This is a genomic window from Actinomadura sp. 6N118 (assembly GCF_044326415.1).
Lineage (GTDB): Bacteria > Actinomycetota > Actinomycetes > Streptosporangiales > Streptosporangiaceae > Spirillospora.
Map to the genome: position 1 here is coordinate 336280 of NZ_JBIRAZ010000011.1, position 20512 is coordinate 356791.

17 protein-coding genes are annotated in these 20512 nt (G+C 67.1%); 9 read left to right on the plus strand and 8 right to left on the minus strand.

Annotation, left to right across the window (positions count from 1 at the left end):
- Positions 1-99: 99 nt before the first annotated feature.
- Complete coding sequence (locus ACH34W_RS28745) at positions 100-1152, minus strand: EamA family transporter (RefSeq protein WP_395964212.1); 1053 nt, start codon at positions 1150-1152, stop codon at positions 100-102.
- A 107-nt stretch (positions 1153-1259) separates the two neighbouring features.
- On the opposite strand from ACH34W_RS28745, the gene ACH34W_RS28750 reads away from it, so the two are divergent.
- On the plus strand, positions 1260-1760 hold the full coding sequence (locus tag ACH34W_RS28750) for a MarR family winged helix-turn-helix transcriptional regulator (RefSeq protein ID WP_395964213.1): 501 nt from the start codon (positions 1260-1262) through the stop codon (positions 1758-1760).
- A gap of 117 nt (positions 1761-1877) precedes the next feature.
- Here the strand turns inward: ACH34W_RS28750 and ACH34W_RS28755 are convergent, their stop codons facing one another.
- Positions 1878-2756, minus strand: coding sequence for a DUF3455 domain-containing protein (locus tag ACH34W_RS28755; RefSeq protein WP_395964214.1), 879 nt, complete (start codon positions 2754-2756; stop codon positions 1878-1880).
- A 225-nt stretch (positions 2757-2981) separates the two neighbouring features.
- Here ACH34W_RS28755 and ACH34W_RS28760 point away from each other — a divergent pair, with 225 nt between their 5' ends.
- The 3 genes from ACH34W_RS28760 to ACH34W_RS28770 all read left to right on the plus strand — a co-directional run bounded on the left by ACH34W_RS28760 (position 2982) and on the right by ACH34W_RS28770 (position 7262).
- On the plus strand, positions 2982-3392 hold the full coding sequence (locus ACH34W_RS28760) for a DUF4259 domain-containing protein (protein ID WP_395964215.1): 411 nt from the start codon (positions 2982-2984) through the stop codon (positions 3390-3392).
- A gap of 625 nt (positions 3393-4017) precedes the next feature.
- The gene (locus tag ACH34W_RS28765; protein ID WP_395964216.1) at positions 4018-5367 is read left to right on the plus strand and encodes a hypothetical protein; all 1350 of its coding nucleotides are present in this window, start codon (positions 4018-4020) and stop codon (positions 5365-5367) included.
- A gap of 17 nt (positions 5368-5384) precedes the next feature.
- The gene (locus ACH34W_RS28770) at positions 5385-7262 is read left to right on the plus strand and encodes an AAA family ATPase (RefSeq protein ID WP_395964217.1); all 1878 of its coding nucleotides are present in this window, start codon (positions 5385-5387) and stop codon (positions 7260-7262) included.
- Here ACH34W_RS28770 and ACH34W_RS28775 read toward each other — a convergent pair.
- A complete protein-coding gene (locus ACH34W_RS28775; protein WP_395964218.1) occupies positions 7259-9289 on the minus strand; it encodes a hypothetical protein in 2031 nt (676 codons plus the stop codon). The genes ACH34W_RS28770 and ACH34W_RS28775 overlap by 4 nt on opposite strands.
- Positions 9286-10224, minus strand: a complete 939-nt coding sequence (locus tag ACH34W_RS28780; protein WP_395964219.1) for a TIGR02996 domain-containing protein — start codon at positions 10222-10224, stop codon at positions 9286-9288. The genes ACH34W_RS28775 and ACH34W_RS28780 overlap by 4 nt, the downstream gene beginning before the upstream one ends.
- A gap of 393 nt (positions 10225-10617) precedes the next feature.
- Here ACH34W_RS28780 and ACH34W_RS28785 point away from each other — a divergent pair, with 393 nt between their 5' ends.
- The gene (locus ACH34W_RS28785; protein ID WP_395964220.1) at positions 10618-11103 is read left to right on the plus strand and encodes a hypothetical protein; all 486 of its coding nucleotides are present in this window, start codon (positions 10618-10620) and stop codon (positions 11101-11103) included.
- Positions 11104-11113: 10 nt separating this feature from the next.
- Here the strand turns inward: ACH34W_RS28785 and ACH34W_RS28790 are convergent, their stop codons facing one another.
- Entirely contained in the window at positions 11114-12094 is a 981-nt protein-coding gene (locus ACH34W_RS28790) for a LacI family DNA-binding transcriptional regulator (RefSeq protein ID WP_395964258.1), read from the minus strand.
- A 274-nt stretch (positions 12095-12368) separates the two neighbouring features.
- On the opposite strand from ACH34W_RS28790, the gene ACH34W_RS28795 reads away from it, so the two are divergent.
- On the plus strand, positions 12369-13751 hold the full coding sequence (locus ACH34W_RS28795) for a glycoside hydrolase family 16 protein (RefSeq protein ID WP_395964221.1): 1383 nt from the start codon (positions 12369-12371) through the stop codon (positions 13749-13751).
- 147 nt (positions 13752-13898) lie between these two features.
- Here ACH34W_RS28795 and ACH34W_RS28800 read toward each other — a convergent pair whose 3' ends face one another.
- Complete coding sequence (locus tag ACH34W_RS28800) at positions 13899-15476, minus strand: hypothetical protein (protein ID WP_395964222.1); 1578 nt, start codon at positions 15474-15476, stop codon at positions 13899-13901.
- A 592-nt stretch (positions 15477-16068) separates the two neighbouring features.
- On the opposite strand from ACH34W_RS28800, the gene ACH34W_RS28805 reads away from it, so the two are divergent.
- The 3 genes from ACH34W_RS28805 (at position 16069) to ACH34W_RS28815 (ending at position 18574) form a co-directional block, all read left to right on the plus strand.
- Positions 16069-16731 (plus strand): DUF1326 domain-containing protein, encoded by a 663-nt coding sequence (locus ACH34W_RS28805; protein ID WP_395964223.1) that lies wholly within the window; start codon positions 16069-16071, stop codon positions 16729-16731.
- 128 nt (positions 16732-16859) lie between these two features.
- On the plus strand, positions 16860-17981 hold the full coding sequence (locus ACH34W_RS28810; protein ID WP_395964224.1) for a sensor histidine kinase: 1122 nt from the start codon (positions 16860-16862) through the stop codon (positions 17979-17981).
- On the plus strand, positions 17978-18574 hold the full coding sequence (locus ACH34W_RS28815) for a response regulator (RefSeq protein WP_395964225.1): 597 nt from the start codon (positions 17978-17980) through the stop codon (positions 18572-18574). Before ACH34W_RS28810 ends, ACH34W_RS28815 begins: the two co-directional genes overlap by 4 nt.
- Positions 18575-18581: 7 nt before the next feature.
- Here the strand turns inward: ACH34W_RS28815 and ACH34W_RS28820 are convergent, their stop codons facing one another.
- Together ACH34W_RS28820 and ACH34W_RS28825 are read right to left on the minus strand one after the other, a co-directional pair.
- Positions 18582-19409: an ABC transporter permease gene (locus ACH34W_RS28820; protein ID WP_395964226.1), complete on the minus strand. Its 828-nt coding sequence runs from the start codon at positions 19407-19409 to the stop codon at positions 18582-18584.
- Positions 19406-20368, minus strand: a complete 963-nt coding sequence (locus ACH34W_RS28825; protein ID WP_395964227.1) for an ABC transporter ATP-binding protein — start codon at positions 20366-20368, stop codon at positions 19406-19408. The genes ACH34W_RS28820 and ACH34W_RS28825 overlap by 4 nt, the downstream gene beginning before the upstream one ends.
- Positions 20369-20512 lie beyond the last annotated feature (144 nt).

Below are 20512 nucleotides of genomic sequence, written 5' to 3' on the forward strand. Positions count from 1 at the left end.
CGGTGCACGGGCCTTTTGGACAACTTTCGAATAAGACGGCCCGGACCGGGATCATTCCGGTCCGGGCCGTGCTGCGCGGTGTGCCGTAGATCCGGCGCGTCAGCTCTGACGGAGAGCCTGGCCACGCGCCTGCCCACGCGCCTGGCGGAGGGCTTGGGCACGCGCCTGCCCGCGCGCCTCGCCACGCGCCTGCCCGCGCGCCTCGCCACGCGCCTGCCCGCGCGCCTCGCCACGCGCTTGCCCGCGCGCCTGGCCGCGCGATTGCCCGCGGGCCTGGCCACGCGTCTGGCCGGCGACGAGCGCCCCGAGGGCGATCGCGAGGCCGAGGGTCTGCCACTGGTTGAGGGTCTGGCTGAGGAAGACGATCCCGGCGAGGGTGGCGACGAGCGGGTTGACCAGGCCGAGGAGGGAGACGGAGGTGGGTGTCAGGTTGCCGATCCCGCGGTTCCAGAAGGCGTAGGCGATGGCCGTGCCGATCACACCGAGGTAGGTGAAGCCGACGAGGTTCTCCGCGGTGAGCGTGCTGGGCAGTCCCTCACTGACGAGGGTGAACGGCGCGATCATGAGACCGCCGAACGTGAGCTGCCAGCCGGTGACGGCCAGGAGCGGGGCGTCAGGCCGTCCCCAGCGCTTGGTGAGGACGACGGCAAGCCCCATCAGCGAGGTCGCGATGAGCATGACCCCGATGCCGAGCGGATCGATCCGTGCCGCGGAGGTCAGGGTCAGCAACGCCACACCGCTCGTTCCGACGAGCGCCGAAGCCAGGACTCTGCGCGTCGGCTGGAGACGCAGGATCGCCAGCGAGAGCAGCGCGACGATCAGCGGCTGCACCGACCCGATGGTGGCGGCGACGCCGCCGGGCAGGCGGTAGGCCGCGAAGAAGAGCAGCGGGAAGAACGCACCGAAGTTGAGCAGGCCCAGGACCGCCGACTTCCACCACCAGGAGCCGAACGGAAGGCGCCGGGTCACTGCCAGCAGGATCAACCCGGCGGGGAGGGCCCTCAATGTCGCGGCAAGAAGCGGCCGGTCGGGAGGCAACATCGTGGTCGTGACCACGTATGTGGTGCCCCACGTCGCGGGTGCGTAGGCGGTGAGCGCGAGGTCCTTGAGGTGCGGGAAGGACGCGGCGTGCGGGGCGGCGATGCTGGCCATCTGGATCACTCCTCATTGATAATCTCAACGTTGAGATATCATCACGGGTACTGCCTCAACGTCAAGTAGATGAACGTTGAGATTATTTCCGTTGAGAGGAGTGGACGATGTCCGACGCAGTGGACGAGATCCGTGCGCAGTGGGGCCGGGAGCGCCCTGACCTGGACACCTGGCCGATGGGCATCGTCGGCCGGATCAGCCGGCTGTCGCGCCTGCTGGACCGGGAGCTCAAGGAGTTCTTCGCGGGTTACGGCCTGGAGTTCTGGGAGTTCGACGTGCTCGCCACCCTCCGCCGCGCCGGTGGGACGAAGGGCCTCACGGCGGGCGACCTCAACAAGGCCGCGATGGTGACCTCCGGTGCCATCACCAACCGCATCGACCGCCTCGCCACCAAGGGCCTGGTCGAACGTGTCCCCGATCCCCAGGATCGCCGGTCCATCCGCGTCCGCCTCACCGACCAGGGCCGCGCCATGGTCGACGAGATCGTGGGACCGCACGTGGAGAACGAGGCGCGCCTGCTCGCGAGCCTCGGGTCCGAAGAGCGCGACCAACTGGAGAACACCCTGCGCAGCGTCCTTGAATCGCTAGGAGACAAGTCCCTGGAGTAGCCGCCCGACGAGGAGAATCATGCGAAAGGCGGCGGCAAGCGGCAGTCCCTGATTCGCCGCATCCGGACACAGACAGGCGGTGCGCCCCGCTTATGGACGCACCGCCTGGTCCCCGCGTCAACTCACAGCGTCGATGAAGACGTAGTCGGCGCGATACGGAACTTCTGCCTTGCTGCCCGGCTCGCAGGACCCGGCCGGTGCGACCCCACCCACTGTGTTGAGCCGCAGGATCTCGTTGATCCCAGACAGCAGTCCCTCAGGTTCGCCCGCCTGGGTCGCGGCCAGGTCGAGCTCCGCGATGTTGCCACTCCCGTTCGGCGTCCGGGAGATCACGCTGCCGGTCACCGCAGAGCCGTCCTTGGCCAGCCACTTCGGCGGGCCGGCCGGTCCGGGATTGACGAAGAAGTGCGAGATCTTCCGCTGCAGCGACGCACGTACGTTGTCCTGGGTGAACGCGAACGTGCCGTTGGCCTGCTGCGTACATGCGTAGATCTGAACCCCCTTGAGCACCGAGGCCTTGAAGTTCTGCCGGAGTGCGCGCTTCATGTCGATGGCGCTGGTCAGCTTGTGGACCTGCCCGCGGACGGCCCCGCCGGTGAACTGCCGGTTGTGCAGGTCGATGTAGAAGCTCCCCGGATCGTTCCGGAGCTGATCCAGGAGCTTCTGGTCGGAGACCCGCACGGTCCCGCTCACCGACCCCAGCCCGCTCGGCCGTGTGAAGAACGAGATCTTCGCGTCCCCATTGGTGCCCTTCGCGCCCTGGTGTAGCTCACCGCTCGTCGGAACCCCGATGTCGCGGGACTCGATGGCGAACGACACCTGGTCGCCCTTGACCCCCAGGTACGCGACCGCGCTCCCGTCCTTGTCACCGCCCGACACGACGTTGGCCCCGTTGAGACTGGTGGCGAAGAACGCACCCGTGTCACCAGCGGCCGGCGCCGCCATGCACGCCAGTCCAGCGACCGCTACGGCCGTGATGGTGATGCTGCGATTCATGGAGCACCCTCTCCTCGAGGGTCCAGCTCCCCTAGCCAGACCCTTCAGGCCAATACACGGCAGTCCGGGCAGCTCACGTTCAACTTCCCAAAGAGACCTGAATCACAACCCGTATCTTGAACGCTCCCCGCTGTCCACCCCGTACTACCTGGGTTAACCGCGAAGCGAATCTCCATCCCTTGCCGGTATCTTGTTCGCACTCCGGGCATGGAATGAGGGATATACATGGGTGCATGGGGCCACGGACCCTTTGAGAACGATGGCGCATACGACTATCTGGCCAGCCTCAGGGACATAGGCACTGCGGCGGCGCCTGATGCGCTGCGCCAGACCCTCACGGCATTCTTGGCCCCTTCGCAGATGGTCAGTTCCAAGAGCGCAGATCAAGCGGTCGCGGCGGCCGCCCTGATAGCGCTACGAGCAGGAGCTGACGCCTCAGTCTCGGGCACTGTCGAAGACTTCCTGGACTCACACCCGTTCGCCTGGGACGAAGAAATGCGAACGCTGGCTGCCAAGGCGTTTACTCATGCCCTGGAAGCCGAGAACAACGAGTGGCTCGAAGTGTGGGAAGACCAAGCCCACAAGGTGGCCGCAGCGCTGGAGCCATTCCGGCAAGCGGTAGCCGACCCGACTTGAGAAGGCGCTACGTTCATCTGTAGTACAGCCAGGAGGGCTACGAAGGAGCAGAGGGGTTCGGCCGGGATGGCGGATGGGGAGTCTCTGACCGCAGGCACATGTGTCGTGTGCAAGCAGACCTTTGAGTTCGATCCTCGGAGCGTTCCGACGATTCTCATAGATCCTGAGACCGGTCTGCCGCCGGGGATGACGGTGCTGGGCTCGTTGCGACCGGCCACGCCGGAGGCTGTCGCCAGATCGACCGACGAGCCGATCTGCCCGCAATGTGTGAGTAGGGCGCGGCAGTTCCAGGCGGCCAGCGAGTCGACTCCCGTGTGGGGCACGTGGCCGTGAACGGACCGGTGCTCGGCGCCGTGGCTTGATGATCATTTCGGCGTGCTTTGTCGTATCGACCCGATATCGTGCGTGCGGTCAGTAGGGGACGAGTCACGGCGGGACACCACATGACGGATCCTGGAGCTCACCCTCGCAGGGGGGATCTGGAGGCATGGGTGCGGTTGCTCCAGCCACTGAGGGTGCTTCGATGAGCCTTGGGGCGGGGGATCATCATCCGGTTGGGGGCGGGCGCGTTCGCCCGGACCGGCAGCGCCGAACTGGGGCCCCTCTGTCGGATCTGCGGCGGCTGTTGGAAGAAGAGCCGGCCGACCCGGAGGTGGTGGAGGAGGCGCGGCGGCGCAAGGAGGCCGCACTGCTGGACTTCGGTGTCGGGCAGAGCGTGGTCGCGTCCTGGTTGTACGCCAAGTGCCATCACCACATTCCGACCACCGCGATCCCCACCGCCGCGGTGATGGCCACCGGCGACGGCAGTTGCGCCCTGCTCTACAACCCGTATTTCTTCCTGGAGCTGGACCTCGAAGGGGTCAAGTTCGTTCTGTTTCATGAGGCGCGGCATCTGATGCACCGGCACCTGTACGTGGAGGAGGAGCTGCGTACCGATCCTGCGTTCACGCTGGCCGCCGAGGTAGCCATCAATCACGTCGCACTGCAACGGCTGCGGCGGTCCAGCCTGCCCACGATTCCTGGCTCGCAGGAGCCGGTCGGAGTCGACCCAAGGCTGGTCTACCAGGCGTATGAGGAAGATTTGCGGCAGCAGAAGCTCACGCCGCTGCCGTATGAGGAGTTCGTCTACACCGATCTCACGGTGTACGGCGAGCTGCGACGGATGAAGACGCTCGGCGAAGTCGGGTGGGGATATTGCCTTCATCAGGGTGACCTCGCCGAGGACGTTCCCATGGATGCCGAGACCGTGGAGCAACTGGGTGACGAGGTGCTGCGCCAAGTGATCCAGGCCGCGCTACGGAGCAATCCGGCAGCGCGCGACGAGGTGCTCGATCTGGCCGACCGCACGGCCGACGGTGGAGAACGGCTGGATCAGCTTTGGGGCAGCCTGGGCTTGGACAAGCTTCGCGGCACCACCCCGAAGACCCGCCGCGTCGACTGGTGGCAGCGCTGGTTGGTCGACGTGCTCGCCTCGAAGCTGGACGAGAGCGAACGCCTCGTCTACCCGAAGAAGCACGGCGCGATCCTGCTGGCCCTGGGCCACGACCCGATGTTGACCCGGCGCGGACCGCAGCGGAAAAAGGTGGTGCTCATCGCGTTCGACACCTCGGGATCGATGCCCGACTCCGTGGTCGACTGGCTGACCACGCTGGTCGGGCAGACCGACGGGGTGGAGAGCCACTGGCTCAGCTTCGACGGCGTGGTGATGCCGTTCGTCCCTGGGGAGCGGGTTTCGGGTGGTGGCGGCACGGACTTCCAGAACGTCGTCGACTACGCCGAGGGCCGGCTCAAGGTGAACGGCAAGCGGTTCGAGGAGCAACCCGATGCGATCATCATGGTGACCGACGGATACGCGCCCCGTGTCACCCCGGCCGACCCCGAGCGATGGATCTGGCTGATCACCGACAACGGCGCTGACTGGCCGGACCGGCATCATCCCCCGATGGCCTGCCACCGCGTCACGTCCACTCGATGACCCAGGAGAGCTCAACAGTGTCCGAGACCATGCCGATGGAGCGCGGGGCTCACCAGGTGGAGCGCCAGTGGAAGGCCACCGCCACCTATCCGGATCCGCCGGAGGACGGCCCCACCGCGAAACTCGAGAAGTTCATCGACGCGATGATCGCCACCGGCCAGACCGGGCAGATCTTCGGCGAGCACGGCATCGGCAAGACGTCCACGTTCGTGTCGTACATCCCGAAGCGGTTTCCCGGCACGACCCTGGTGGTCGTCCCCGCCGCCAACCTCACCCCGGACGACCTGCTGGTCAACGCCCCTGTACGCGACGAGCGCAGCGGTGAGCTGGTCCTCCGCCAGCTCGTCATGCGGCAGCTCGTCCCGGGCAGGCCGTTCGTCCTGCTCATCGACGACTCGTTGCAGGCCGGCAGCACGGTGCAGTCGCAACTCATGCAGATCGCCTGCGACTGGACGTTGGGTGAGTACGACCTGCGCGAGCTGGGCTGCGTCGGGGTGTTCCTCACCGACAACGAGTCGCTGGCCGAAACCAGCGTGCGCCGCTCTGACCTCGCGATCCTCGACCGGATGGTCACCATCCGGCTGACGGCGAACGACACCGCGTGGCGGCTGGCCCTCGCCGAGCGGTACCCCGACTGGAATCTGCGTGAGGTGTTCCGGCAGTGGGCCTCACTCAACCCACAGCTCCGCCACCTGCTCTCACCGCGCACACTGCAGCATGTGCTCGACTGCGCCCGCGCCGGGTTCCCGCTGGTCTGGGGGCTGCCACTGCTGAACGGCAGCAGGCTGGCGCTGGTCGAGGAGAGGAAGGACGGCAAGCCGGGCCGGGACCGTACGGCCGAAGTCCTCGACGGCATCGCCGCGGCCGTCGGGGTGAGGAACCCGGCCACCGTGGCCGACCCGGTCCGCCGCATCCTCCGGGCCGCGATGACACACCGCTGGGCGGTCCTCCTCCAGGGGCCGCCCGGCTGCGGCAAAACGGAGATCACCAAGCAGATCGCCCGGGAGGAGACGGGCCGCGAACCGGTCTACTTCTCGCTGCCGGTGACCAATGTCGAAGACCTGTGCGTCCCGGTGCCCACTCCGGACGGGGCGCTGGAAGCCATGCTCGCCCGGTCGCTGCTCGCCCCGGAGCCCAAGGTGCTGATCTGGGACGAGTACAACCGGCCCAAAGACAAGGCCACCTTCGCCAAGCTGATGGAGATCACCCAGGAATGGACGCTCGCCGGGCGCCCGATCCCCGGCCTGCGGGCGCAGGTGGCATTGCAGAACCCGCCGTACCACCTGGGCCGCAAGATGCTGGTCTCCAGCAACAACGTGGCTCAGGCCAGCCGGTTCACGGTCAGCTACGAGGTGCACCCCGAGGACATCCCGGCCAACGAATGGCTGATCTCGACGTACGGCGAGACGGCCGAGACGGTCCTGGACTGGTGGAAGAACGACATCGACGACGAGGGCCGGGACTGGATCACCAAGCGCACCCTGGAACGGCTGATCAAGCTGCACCAGACGGACATGCCGTTGCAGTCGGGACTGATCTACCTCGGCGACGGTGAGTACGCCCCGGTGCCGCTGACCGGTCTGGAGGCCCGTCTGGCCGGCCGGCCGCGCATCGGTCTGCGCGAAATCGCCAGAAACCACCGCAGCTGGGAGACCCGGCTGTCAGCCGCGACCGAAACGGCCACGGAGGGCACCGACGACACCGACATGGTCCACCAGGTGTTCTCCAATGCCGAGGTCTCCCAGCTGGAAAAGCATCTCGACGTGGTGGCCCGGCTCCTGCCGTACCTGCCGCCGAAGCTGAGGGCCACCTACCTGGTCGGGCAGACGCCGGAACGGCAACGCTTCTGGGTGGCCGCCCTGGCCCGGATGGCCGAACTCTCCGCACGCCCCTAGGAGCCGGCGACCTCCTCTTCGCGCGCGTCCTCCTCTTCGCGCTCGCCCTCCTTTTCGCGCTCGCCCTCCTCGTCATCTTCGTCCTCTTCATCGACGCAGTCGCACTCGCATTCGCACTCGGCGTCGCCGTCGCAGACACAGTCGTCCTCGTCGCAGTCACAATCGCAGTCGCAGTAACAACCGCAGATGCGGTCCTCCCAGTCCTCGTCGATGTCGGCGAACTCGAACAAGCGGATCTTCGGGACGGACACGGTGGACTGCTCGTGATTCACCATCCAGGTGTTCCGGAAGAAGTCGAACGTCAGGTGATAGCAGTCGGCGGTCTCTGCGAACAGGATCGGCGGGACGAGGAAGTGCGCCACGTCGACGGTGGCTGCGGTGGTGATGAGGCTCTCGGCAGAGGGAAGGGGTGGACCGCCTTGGCAGGAGGCGAAGTTCACCGGCGTCAGCGATTCCTTGCCGAGAACGTGGATGCGGTTGCCCTCAACAACGAACATGTCTGGGTCAAGAAGTACGTCCTCGCCGAGCATCAGAATCGGCGCCGGCATGATGTCCGCCTTCGCAGAGTCCTGTGCGCGTGTGTAGTGCTGGATGACGTCGGCGTTGCGCGTGGTGTCGAAATTGGGGCTGATCAGACCCCCGCTGCAGATCCCACATGCGCAGTCGGGTAGTTCTTGGGTGTCGGGCTGCTCCGGCTCGGGAAACAGCATGGACTTGTCGAACGGCACGACGGCCGATTCACCGCGCTTGTCCCGGAGGAAACCGGGGATCCAGTCGGTACCGTCGGCCTCGATCACCTCCGACTCGCACGCGGAGCGGAATGCGGTGTCGCCGAGCTTGCAGTTGAAGTAGTCCAGAAGTGTGATCGCGGCGCACTCGGCGAGCGAGGGGTCGTCGTCTTTGGCGAACCAGAAGTCGTAGCCGTTCGCCACGAAGTGCACGCCGCGAAACTGCTTGTGAACGAACGGCTCGCGGGCGGCGGCAGCAGGGGCGAGTCCGCTCCAGTGCGCGGCGCTGACCCGGTTGTAGTAGTCGTCGGCGTGGCGGGTGAGCTCGGGAGCGAAGACGCTCTCGCCCGTCCAGTAGGTGGCCTTGCTGAACAGCGCGCCGATCTCGGGATCGTGCGTGACCTCGGGATCGGTGAAGACCAGCTCGGTGCGCAGGAAGACCTTGCGGCCATCGTCATAAGGCGCACCCTCATGCTCGTACCGCTGGTCGAAGACCACACAGGTGAACGGCTCGATCTCCTTGAGCGCGGCGCCGTCGGTGAGGTCGAGGACGGGCGTGGCCGAGCCGCCGGTCATGTAAAGCAGAAGCGTGTAGCGGGAGACATGATGGCGCGCCGAGTCGTAATACGGCGTGTCACGGTGACGGTGGAAATTGGCGTCACCAGGCTCAAAACGGTTGCAGCGGAACACGGGATTCACGTGCGAAAAGCCGTCGCGCACCAGCTGCGACATCGCCTTGGTCACCGCGGTGGTGAGCGCCTCGGCCAGCATCGCCGAGTGGAAGATGAACCGGTCGCCGCCCCGGGACGCGGCGTTGAGCGGCGGAACGTAGAGCTCCAGCGAGTCAAGCTCTTCCAGGCGGGCGCGGGCGGTGGGCGGGAGCTGCAGCGAGAACGTGTACGCGCCCTTGGCGAACTCCTCGCACTCGGTGAGCTCAAGCTCCAATGGAACGTCCGAGAACAGCCGGTCGAGGGGGAGGATGTTCTCGAAGGTACGGAACGACAGCTCACGCGGATCGGCGAAGACGGCGGCGAGATACGGAGCGGTCTCGATCGGCCGGGCGAACAGGTCGCGCACATCCGCGTCGATGCGTTCGGCATCGATGAAGCGCACCACCTTGAACCGTGCCGTCGGATGCCAGGAGACCGCGAGCCCATCGATCGTCGTGGCGGGTTCGCCGTCGGTCGCGTCGACCTCCGCGCGGTACCGGTCGACCTCCGCGCGATGGCGGTCGACCTCCTCGGCGGGGGCGTCGCCGGTCGACAAGGCGAAGAAACGATCGCGGAGTTCCCTGCTCATACACTTCTCCAGTAACTGCGCAGTGCGGGTGGGAGCTGGGGGGCACGCGCGAGCATCCTCGCGCCGTCGTCTCCGACGTCCGCGCGGTACAGCAGCAGCCGCTTGAGCGACCCGATGAACGGTGCCTCCAGCAGAGCCTGCACCCCCTCCGCGCCGATCTCGTTGTAACGCAGGTCGAGCTCGGTCAGTCCCTCGAAACGGTGCAGTGAGGACACACCCTTCGCGGCGATCTCGTTGCTCTGCAGGTGCAGACGGCGAACACCGCCGAAGCACGGGGCCGCCGCGAGAGCCGCCAGACCCGAGTTGCCAATGCGGCTATACCGCAGGTCAAGCACCTCAATTCGCTCCTGCGCGGCCGCAGTCGCCAGGTCCCCGACATCACTGCGGAGGTACATCGACACGGCGAGGGCCTTGGCGCCGAGCGCGCCGATACGCAGGTACGAGAGGTCGAGTTCGGTGAGCTGGCCGAGATTGAGCGTCGCGAGTGCGCCGGCCTCGACGCCCGAGGCCGGGAGCGGCTCGCCCTCATCATCGAGGCGGTCTTCCTCCCAGTCATCCTCGTAATCCTCCTGGCCGGGCGCCGTGATCCGCAGCGCGGTCACAAAGGGCCCACGCAAGGCCTGCTCGATCACGACGGGCGCACCATCAGACCACTCAACGGCGACCTTCGTGGCGAACCCGTACCGCCGTTCAACCACGGTCGCCCCCGGTGGCAGCGCCGCGTCCCAGGTGTCCTGGTGCTCCTTCACAAGCGCGGCGAACTCGCGCTCAAGGGCATCACGCTGCGACGCGCCGGCACGCGCGCGGCGCTGCTCAAGACGGATCAGCGCACCCCGCGCGTCACCCTGCTCGCTGAGCCAGTCGCCGTAGACAAGCCATGAGGCCAGGTCACCGGGACGATCCCGCAGCCTCTGTTCAAGAGCCGCAATTTCCATCCAAAGCATCTTATGATCAAGGACCGACAACCGCCCCGCCATCGCCAAAAGGCAGCCGCCCCCGCTGCCCCGGTCTCTCGCACTCGACCGGCGGGCGCGACGCCTTGGCTGTCAAGGTTTGCGATGCCTTGTCCATCACGGTTCGTTCCCGGACGGTGGGCCTTGGCTGTCAAGGTTTGCGACGCCTTGTCCGTCACGGTTACCAAGGCCCGTCATCCGGGAGCGTGATACGCCGATTCCCAGATCACGGCTCTGCGAGCCTGCCGATTAGCGCCAAGGGGCTACAGATCTGCGTGACCGATTAGCCCCACGAGACCTATTCCCCGGGCGATCACATTTTCTACGATGCCCGCATTCACTTCCCCCCGTCCACGTCACAGAAACGGAAATGCCATGAAAGCGAAACTCATGGGTCTCGCCGTCGCCGGAGCGACCGTCGTGGCCCTGAGCACGGGCGCCCCGGCCACGGCCGGGACCACGGTGACCACAGGGACCACGGCGACCACGCAGGCCAAGCAGACCACGCAGGTGGCCGCGTCCGCCGTGCGGACGGCTCCGGCTGAGGCGGCGGCCAGGTGCACGCTGCGACTCGCCAAGCTGAAGAAGAACAAGGCCAAGACCAGGGTCGTCGCCGTAGCGACCGCGTCGAAGGGCTGCAAGAAGAGCCGGGAGTTCTGCGTGGGGCTGAACCGTTCTTCGTGGAGCGGCCCGCGCCAGATCGCCGGCAAATGCTGGAAGGGCGCCAAGAAGGTCACCCTGACGGGGTGCAAGAAGGGCACCTACACGTACCTGTTCCGCGTCGGCTTCATCAAGCCGAGCTTGCCGCAGAAGGACTACGACTTCAGCGTGTCCAAGCGCCTGACCTTCAAGAAGTGCTAGTGCTGGACGTTCAGGAGGACTCTCGGACGATCAGATCGGCGGGCAGGACGGTCGGCTCGGCAAAGCGGTCTGGGCCCAGGAGGCGTTGGACGATCGCCTCGGCGACCGCGGCCACCGGTGTGCGTACCGAGGTCAGGGCCGGGTCGGTGTAGCGGGCCTCCTCGATGTCGTCGAATCCGACGACCGCGACGTCATCGGGGACCCGGCGGCCCATGCGGCGCAGGGTGTGCAGGGCGCCGATCGCCATCAGATCGGTCGCGGCGAACACCGCATCCAGATCCGGCCCGTCCAGCAGCAACTGGCGCATCGCCGCGGCGCCCGACTCCCGGGTGAAGTCCCCCATGGCGACCAGTGAACGCCGGTCGGCGGCCGACAGCACGTCGCGGTAACCGGCCAGTCGGTCCCGGCCTGCAGGCATGTCGGGTGGCCCTGCGATGGCGGCGATGCGCCACCTGCCTCGTTCCAGCAAATGGCGTGCTGCGGCGCGAGCACCGCCGACGTTGTCACAGTCGCAGTACGGGAGGCTGACGGTGGCGACCGGACGTCCGTAGGAGACCACCGGCACATGCGAACGGGCGAGCGCGGCGGGCAGCGGGTCCGCGCCGTGCGTCGACAACAGGATCACCCCATCGACATGACCACCCGCGACATAGCGCTCGATCCGGGCATAGGCGGCCGATGAGGACGCCAGCATGAGGACGACCTGTTTACCGGCGCGTTCCAGTTCCCTGCCCACGGCCCGTACGAGCACCGAGAAGAGCGGGTCTTCGGCAGCGGGCGGTTCGGAGACCACCAGGCCGATCGAGTCGGTGCGCCGGGTCACCAGGCTGCGCGCCGCCGAGTTGGGCACGTAGCCGAGTTCGTCCACGGCGCGCAGCACCGCGTCGCGGATCTGGGCGTGCACCGTGTCCGAGCCGTTGACCACTCGTGACGCGGTCGCCCTGGAGACTCCGGCGCGTGCGGCCACCGCCTCCAGCGTGGGTCGTCTCATCACGGGCGCCTCCCGGGAGAGCGCTCTCTCAGAGAAACCATTGTCCAGGTCGACCGAAAGAGAACGATTCTCCTGTCCGGATGTGGCCGCCGCGCGATTCATCGAACATCACTGGGCCTCAGGCCTTCGCCCTGGCCACGACTCGCTCCGCGCCGGCTGGTCTAGACAAGAGAGCGCTCTCTCACGGGCCTTGACAGAAGGTCATCGGCGCATGAAATTGACGCGCAGGCGCCTCTCGCACCACCCCCTGCTCCCCCTGCGGAAGGGCCCCGTCATGCCCCGTCCACCCCGTTCATGGCGGAGAGCCGCACTCGCGGTACTCGTCTCCCTCTCGATCCCGGCCCTCTCAATCCCGGCTCCCAGCCTGGCCGCCCATGCCTCCGTTCCCCCGCCACCCGCGGGTTGGAGCCTGGTGTGGAGCGACGACTTCGACGGCCCCACCGGGTCCCTGCCCTCCTCGTCCAACTGGCAGGTCGACACCGGCCACGGTTATCCCGGCGGCCCCGGCAACTGGGGCACCGGAGAGATCCAGCGCTACACCGCCGACCCGGCCAACCTGAGCCTCGACGGCGGCGGCAATTTGCGAATCACCCCGATCAGATCCGGATCCGGAGAATGGACCTCGGCACGGATCGAGACCCGGCGCGCCGACTTCAAGCCGGCCGACGGACGGATCCTGCGGATGGAGGGCCGCATCCAGATGCCGAACGTCACGGGCTCACAGGCGCTCGGCTATTGGCCCGCGTTCTGGGCGCTCGGCGGTCCCTACCGCGGCAATTACTGGAACTGGCCGTCGATCGGCGAGTTCGACATCATGGAGAACGTCAACGGCATCAACTCTGTCTGGGGCGTGCTGCACTGCGGCGTCAACCCGGGCGGGCCGTGCAACGAGACCTCCGGTCTGGGCGCCAGCCGCGCGTGCCCCGGTTCTTCCTGCCAATCGGCGATGCACACGTACCGATTCGAATGGGACCGCAGCGTCAGCCCCAACCAGCTGCGGTGGTACGTCGACGGCCAGCAGTTCCACAGCGTCAACCAGTCGCAATTCGACGCCACCACCTGGAACAACATGACGGGCCACGCCGGCTACTTCCTGCTCCTCAACGTGGCCATGGGCGGCGCGTTCCCCGACGGCGTCGCGGGCCACGCCACACCGACGGCCGCCACCGTCTCAGGTCGGCCCATGCTCGTCGACTACGTCGCGGTCTGGCAGAGCGGCGGCGGCACAACGAACCCACCGGGTAGTCGCGACGCCTACACCACCGTCCAAGCGGAGTCATTCGACGGCCAGAGCGGTCTCAACGTCGAGACCACCTCTGACAGCGGCGGCGGCCAGTACGTCGGCTGGGCCGCCAACGGCGACTGGGCGCTCTATCGAGGCGTGGACTTCGGCTCGTCAACCGCCCGGCAGTTCGTGGCGAGAGTCGCGAGCGGTGCGGGCGGCGGCGTCAGCGGACTGGTCGAGGTACGCCTCGATTCGCGGTCGAACGCACCGATCGGCAGTTTCGCGGTCGGCGACACCGGCGGCTGGCAAAGCTGGCGCACCATACCGGCGAACATCTCCGGCGTGACCGGCGTACACGACGTCTACCTGACGTTCAGCAGCGGCCAGCCAGCCGACTTTGTGAACGTCAACTGGTTCAACTTCGGCCGCTGAGCGGGCGTAGGCCCTTCACCCACTGAGCGGACGCGAACCGAGCAGCGGACGCGAACCGAGCAGCGGACCGATCCGAAGCGGCACCACTGGCGGGCCTGCCCGAACAGGATCGCGGGCAGGCCCTAGCCTCATGCGCTGACCTTTCTTTCAGGAGGTGAACGCCAGGTCGGTGATGCCGATCGAGCCCTTCGGCGTGACCCCGAAATCAAGGGAAACGGCGCGTACATTGCGTAGGTCCACACCCGGGAAGGCCGACAAAGGCACCCTGACCTGGTTGAGGAGGAACGGCGTCTCCTCGTTGGCGACGACCCGTGGCGGGTAGTTGAGCGCGGCCGAGTGGCGCAATGTCGCGGCGGATGCGGTGCGTCCCCAGGCATCAGTCAGCTTTATGTGTACGTTCTGCGGCCGCCGACGTGGATTGCGCGGATCGGTGAAGTCCAGTGCGCCACGGAACACGATCGACTGATAGCGCCGAACGTCCCCGTACCGAGCGGGGATCGCGTTGGTGTACGAGCCTCTGCCCGACCACGAGATCTTCAGGATGCTCAATCCGGGGACCTCGTTGTCCGGGAACCCCAGGTGCGGCTCGTTCGCCCAGGTGTCGGTCCGGTGCAAACAGCGCAGCTGCCGTGGCCCACCACACAACTTGACTGAGACCCGCCCGGCCTGGGTGACCTGGCCGCCAAGGGTGTTGCGTCGCAGGTGAGAAGCGTTCAATAGCCGGTTGATGTCGCGTCGATCCGGTGCCAGAGAGCTCATGAGCACCTTGGCAGGCGCGACCGACCGCGGCGTCTGGCCTCGCCACATCGGCGCCAGCGCCTGCTCGCCGCCGAGATAACGCCGGAAGAACCCGGCGACGTAAGCGATGCCCACATCACGCTGCTGCGCTGCGGTGAGCCGCGTCCGTTGGCTCGGGTGGCACGCCGACAGCCGGCCTCCTCGCCAGTCATCGGACGCCCCGGGCCAGCCGCTGCCAGTCGTCCAAACGGTATTGAAGTAATTGTGATTGGCACCCATCACAGTGACCGTGTGCTTGGCACCCCGGTCTCCGGCGAGCCGATACCGCGCGTCGTCGTAATACTCCACGCCTATCCCGTTGCCACCGCAACGCGCCAGCATCACCGCCAGTGCCGTCCCAGTAGCGACCGGCCGAAAGAAGTTGCTCGGGTCCAGCGGCAGGACGGCCCGCACCCCATACGGCCGGCCCCGCGCGGCATTGATCTGATAGTGCCGGACCACGCCTTCACCACCACGCGAGTGGCCCATGGTGCCCACTCGCTGAAAGTCGATCGCCCCCAAGAACCTCGCACCAAACGGCTTGCCACCTGTGGTCGCCCACTTCTTCCACAGATCGAGATGCTTCTGAACGAGCAGCCCCCGCGCGGTCATGCCCTCCGGCGAAGGACCGCCGTGATCAGGGGCATTGATCCCGTTAGCACTGATCGACACCACCACGTAGCCATGACTGGCCAGACGCCGCCCGATGTAGTCATAGCCCCGATAACTGGGGACTGACCGGCTGCCTCGCGGACAAGGCCAACTCGTCCCCGCCGTACGCCCCTTCGCGCAGGTGACCTGGAGCCCATGCAAAAAGACCACCAGAGGAAACCGCCTGCCCCGCGTCTGTTCCGGATGATGGATGACGCCCGCCAACTCACCCCGCCTGGAACCGTCCGGACCCTTGAACGTGAACGCCCGATCACCCAGGTTGTAGGTCTCACTCACCACCTTGTGGCGTCCCCAAGCCAACGGATCGGCCCCGTCAGCCGCGGCCGACGGATTCGCCCCACCAGCCGCGGCCACCGGGACAGAAACCCCGAGGCCGCACATCGAGAAGACCACCACAAACAATAAGAGACGACGCACGCCAAACCCCCGGACATCTCCCGCAATGCGACGAGCCCGACGCTACATCCCTGCAATCACATGTGTGTCACAGCTCCCACGCGCTGCATGATTGGAGCATGGCCGAACTAGCTCCGGGACTACCGGAGAATTGGAGGCCCTTGCATGAAGGCACTCCTGACCACCGGCTCATAGAGGCGGAACTGGTCAAGGAGATCGGGAGCCCTGAGCATCCTCTGTACGAGGAACGCGCGCAGGCAGTGGCGCGGCTTCCGCCCTCCTCGAGATCGAGGACCGAGAGGCGTAGTGCTCGCCGTGCAGGTTTTACCCGCGTGGCCTCGCTGATGACCAGGCGTTTTGTGAGACTTGTGAATAGGTCTCGATGATCCGATCGCGATCATTGACATCGGCAGCCGGGAGGAATCAGGCGGGGCCGTATCCGGCTGCCCGGCGGGCTGACTGAGGGGGAGTCATGACCGAGACCGCGGCGACACCAGCGACACCAGGCTGGCACGTCGCCGGCGACTGGTTCGACACGTGTAAATGCAACATTCCGTGCCCGTGCACGTTTGCGGAGGACCCCACGTACGGCGACTGTGACGGTGTACTGGCGTGGCACATCCGCGAGGGGCGCTACGGGGATGTACCCCTGGACGGCCTCAACGTCCTGATGATCGCTTCCTTCGTCGGGAACGTGTGGAAGGGCACGCACTCGGAGGCATACGCCGCCGTCTTCTTGGACGACCGCGCCGACGAGGCCCAGCGCCAAGCGCTTCAAATGATCTTTAGCGGGCAGGCCGGTGGATGGCCCGGGGTTTTCGTGCGGATGTTCGATCCCGAGATGAGGGGGCTTGAGTTCGCTCCCGTGAAGATCTCGATCGACGACGACCTGGCCACCTGGAGCGCGGAGGTTCCCGGCAAGGTGGAGGCGCGGGCCGAGGCCCTCACTGGCCCCACCACTCCCGTAGGTTCGCGGGTGCAGAGCACCAACCTCCCCGGCTCCGAGACCGGGCCGGACCAGGTCGCGACATGGGGCAGGGCGCTGTCCTACCGAGCCGACGCCTTCGGGTTCAGCTTCCAGCGGGAGAATCGTTCCAGCAAGCACATCACGTTCGACTGGAGCGGGCCCGAGTGAGGCCGTCGCCGATCCCAGACCACTGAACGTTGCGATGAAGGCCATGTACATCTCGCCGCGGCCAATTAGGCGAACCTTCGCAGGTCAGCAGCTGTCTAACCAGTTGCTCACATCTGCGGGGGGATGGCATGGCACGAGTCTCCAGACTCGACACTGCACGGCGCGTCCAGATCTTCACGGCCCACGCCGTGACCATCTTCTTCGGATTGGCGGTGGCCGCCGAGAAGCTCGTGTGGACCGCCCTGGCCGACCACGCCCACGTGCTGCGGTCCTGCGTCACCGGGATCCTGCTGATCGTCGTCTATGGCTTCTTCTGGCGGTTCCACCGCGCCGCGTTCCGCGGGGATCGCCGGCCGACCAGGGATCTGATCATCGCCGGGATCATCGCCTTCGCGGCGTTCGGTGTTCAGCCGCTCGGCGGCGAGTTCGCCCCGATCATCTGGGCCATGGGATTCGTGCTGTTCGTCTCTCTCCGTACGGGCGTCGTGCTGGTCCTGCTGGTGGTGGCCTCGTGCCTGTCCTACCTCGCGTTCGCGTACGACGAGACGCGGACCTTGGGGATGGTGCTGCACAACGTCTTCTCCATGGGCGGCTACACGGCCGTCGCGTGCGGCCTGATGTTGTCTTTGCGGTGGCTGTGGGATGTGACACAGGAGTTTCACGCGGGGCAGGAGGCCAGGGCGAAGCTTGCCGTCTCGGAGGAGCGGCTCCGCTTCTCCCGCGACCTGCACGACCTGCTCGGCCACGGCCTCGCCGTGATCAGCCTGAAGAGCGAGCTGGCCGCGAGGCTCGGCGACCGGGACCCAGGCAAGGCAGCCGGGGAGATGCTTGAGGTGCGACGGCTGGCCAAGGACGCGCTCACGGAGGTGCGCGCGGCGGTACGCGGTTACCGCAAGCTTGACCTTGGTGAGGAGCTGGCCAGCGTCTGTGCCGTACTGGAGGCGGCCGACATCCGATGCACCCTGAACGCCCACTTCGAGGGGTTGTCCCCGGAACGGTCCACGCTGCTGGCCTGGGCGGTGCGCGAAGGGGTCACCAACATCCTCAAGCACAGTTCGGCGACGCACTGCGACATCACCGTCGAGAATGGGGTCCTTGAGATCCGCAACGACGGCATCGACGGCGTGGCCGACCGTCCCGGGAACGGCCTGTCCGGGCTGTCCGAACGGATGGCCTCCGCCGGGGGATCGTTCACCACCGTTCCCACAGAGGCCGGGGAATTCCTGCTGCGAGCGGCGGTGCCGGCATGATCCGCGTGCTGCTCGCCGAGGACGAGCATCTGGTGCGGGAGGCGCTGGCCGCCCTGCTGGACCTGGAGGACGACATCGAGGTGGTCGCGCAGGTCGGCAGCGGCGACCAGGTCGTGGCCGCCGTCGCCGAGCACCGGCCCGACGTCGCCGTATTGGACATCGAGATGCCCGGCCTGGACGGGCTGACCGTCGCCGAACGCGTCGCCGGGCAGTGCCGGGTCGTGATCCTCACCAGCCTCGGCCGCCCCGGCTATCTGCGCCGCGCCATGGCTGCGGGAGCCGGCGGCTTCCTCGGCAAGGCCTCCTCCGCGTCCGAGCTGGCCACCGCGATCCGCAAGGTCGACGCGGGCGGCCGCCATCTGGACGCCGAGCTCGCCGCCGAGGCGATGGCCGCGGGGGACAGCCCCCTCACCGATCGGGAACGCGACGTGCTCCGGCTGGCCGCCGACGGCGCGAGCCTCGGCCGGATCGCCGCGGAGCTCCATCTCGCCGAGGGCACCGTGCGCAACTACCTGTCCAGCGCCATGACGAAACTGGGCGGCCAGAATCGCCTTGAAGCGATCCTGGCCGCCCAGCGAATGGGTTGGCTCTAGCGCCCGCTCAGGCATCGCGCCGGTTCGCCAGGAACAGCGCACCCGCGAACAGGGCCGCCACCCACGCGACAAGGATCATCGTCCCGCCCATGGGGCTCTCCATCCAGGTGGCGGGGTCCTCCGCGGCTGGGGGCATCATCGCCCCGAGGGCACCGTCCGGCAGGAGCGGGATGATCTTGTCTTGTACGGACTCGGGGGCGAAGCCGAGCACTTTCGCCGGCAGCAAGATCCCGCCGATCGCGAGCGTGATGGCCCCGGCGGTGTGCCGGACCAGGGCGCCAATGGCCATCGCGAACAGGCTCAGGAGCCCGATGGCCAGCGCGACGCGCGACAGTCCCCAGAACACCCCGGGATCGGTGATCGACACGCCGATGTCCTTGGTCGCGAAGAAGGCCTGACCGATGGCGAACGACAGGAAGGCCATCACCGCCCCTGCCGCCAGGGCCACAACGCCCACGACGCAGGCCTTGGCGCTCAGCAGCATCGAACGGCTGGGCACCGCCGACAACGAGATCCGGATCTGCCCGCCGGCGTACTCCGAGGTGATGACCAGGACACCGAAGACCATGATCGTGATCACGGTGATGAGCAGGCCGCCCATCGAGGTCGGCACCGCCTCGAACTCGGCGCGCTCCGCGGGCTTCGCGTCGTTCCAGGCCGCCACCACGCTCCAGGTGGTCAGCACGCTCACGCCGATTCCGACGACCACCGCGACGAACAGCGTCCAGTACGTGGAACGGACCGACCGGGTCTTGGTCATCTCGCCCCGGAACGCGCGGGTCACGCTCGTGTGCAGGGGTGCCGGGCGTTCCTGGTCAACGGTGATCGCGGTCATCGGTGGCCTCCCTGAGCCTCGTACCCGACCTGTGCCTTGTGGTTGAGCTGTGCCTTGTGGTGGACCTGTGCCTTGTACTCGACACGGTCGGCGGTGAGTTCCATGAACGCTTCCTCCAGCGATGACTGGGGGGAGAGCTCGTGCACCGGCAGCTGGTGCTCGGCCGCGAGCGTGGCGATCTGAGCGATCTCCATGCGCGTCACCCGCAGTTCCTCCGGGCCGCCCTTGACGTTCGCTCCGGCCTCCGTCAGCACGGCCGACAGCCGGGCGGGCTCCGGGGTACGGACCCGGATGTAGCGCTGCGAGCTGCGTTCCATCAGTTCCGTCGTGCTGCAGTCGGCGACGAGCTCGCCGCGCGCGATCACGATCATGTGGTCGGCGGTGTACTCCATCTCGCTCATCAGGTGGCTGGAGACCAGCACCGTTCGTCCCTCGTCGGCGCAGGCCCGCAGCAGGGTGCGGATCCAGCGGACCCCCTCCGGGTCAAGCCCGTTGACGGGCTCGTCGAACATCAGCACGCGCGGGTCGCCCAGCAGCGCGGCGGCGATGCCCAGCCGCTGCGACATGCCGAGCGAGAAGCCCTTGACCCGCTTGCGGTCCACGCTCGCCAGCCCGGTCAGCTCCAGCACCTCGTCCACGCGCCGCTGAGGGAAGCCGTTGGTGTGCGCGAGCGCCAGCAGATGAGCGCGTGCGGAACGGCCGCCGTGGAACGCGCGGGCGTCGAGCATGCATCCGACCTCGCGCAGCGGCGTCCGCAATTGCCGGTAGGGCTTGCCGTTCACCGTCGCCGTGCCGTGGGTCGGCCGGTCCAGGCCCATGATCAGCCGCATCGTGGTGGTCTTCCCGGCGCCGTTGGGCCCGAGGAAGCCGGTCACGACGCCGGGCCGCACCTGGAACGACAGCCCGTTCACCGCCCGGGTCTTCCCGAAATGCTTGGTGAGCTCGGTTATCTCGATCACTGTGATCCCTCCCGAGGAGATTCCGATTTCCTGGACCAAGAGTCCCCTCGGGCGGCGGATCGCGGGTAGTGGCCGCAGTCACCAACCGTTCATGACAGCTGTCATGCGCTGACCAGGCAGAATCCACGCCGCGCTGATGACTCG

What these genes read in the sequence shown, in the direction of transcription:
- ACH34W_RS28780 (WP_395964219.1), bottom strand. Translation starts at nt 10,224, where the DNA reads ATGGAAATTGCGGCTCTTGAACAGAGGCTGCGGGATCGTCCCGGTGAC.
- ACH34W_RS28790 (WP_395964258.1), bottom strand. Translation starts at nt 12,094, where the DNA reads ATGAGACGACCCACGCTGGAGGCGGTGGCCGCACGCGCCGGAGTCTCC.
- ACH34W_RS28785 (WP_395964220.1), top strand. Translation starts at nt 10,618, where the DNA reads ATGAAAGCGAAACTCATGGGTCTCGCCGTCGCCGGAGCGACCGTCGTG.
- ACH34W_RS28795 (WP_395964221.1), top strand. Translation starts at nt 12,369, where the DNA reads ATGCCCCGTCCACCCCGTTCATGGCGGAGAGCCGCACTCGCGGTACTC.
- ACH34W_RS28750 (WP_395964213.1), top strand. Translation starts at nt 1,260, where the DNA reads ATGTCCGACGCAGTGGACGAGATCCGTGCGCAGTGGGGCCGGGAGCGC.
- ACH34W_RS28815 (WP_395964225.1), top strand. Translation starts at nt 17,978, where the DNA reads ATGATCCGCGTGCTGCTCGCCGAGGACGAGCATCTGGTGCGGGAGGCG.
- ACH34W_RS28755 (WP_395964214.1), bottom strand. Translation starts at nt 2,756, where the DNA reads ATGAATCGCAGCATCACCATCACGGCCGTAGCGGTCGCTGGACTGGCG.
- ACH34W_RS28805 (WP_395964223.1), top strand. Translation starts at nt 16,069, where the DNA reads ATGACCGAGACCGCGGCGACACCAGCGACACCAGGCTGGCACGTCGCC.
- ACH34W_RS28820 (WP_395964226.1), bottom strand. Translation starts at nt 19,409, where the DNA reads ATGACCGCGATCACCGTTGACCAGGAACGCCCGGCACCCCTGCACACG.
- ACH34W_RS28760 (WP_395964215.1), top strand. Translation starts at nt 2,982, where the DNA reads ATGGGTGCATGGGGCCACGGACCCTTTGAGAACGATGGCGCATACGAC.
- ACH34W_RS28810 (WP_395964224.1), top strand. Translation starts at nt 16,860, where the DNA reads ATGGCACGAGTCTCCAGACTCGACACTGCACGGCGCGTCCAGATCTTC.
- ACH34W_RS28775 (WP_395964218.1), bottom strand. Translation starts at nt 9,289, where the DNA reads ATGAGCAGGGAACTCCGCGATCGTTTCTTCGCCTTGTCGACCGGCGAC.
- ACH34W_RS28745 (WP_395964212.1), bottom strand. Translation starts at nt 1,152, where the DNA reads ATGGCCAGCATCGCCGCCCCGCACGCCGCGTCCTTCCCGCACCTCAAG.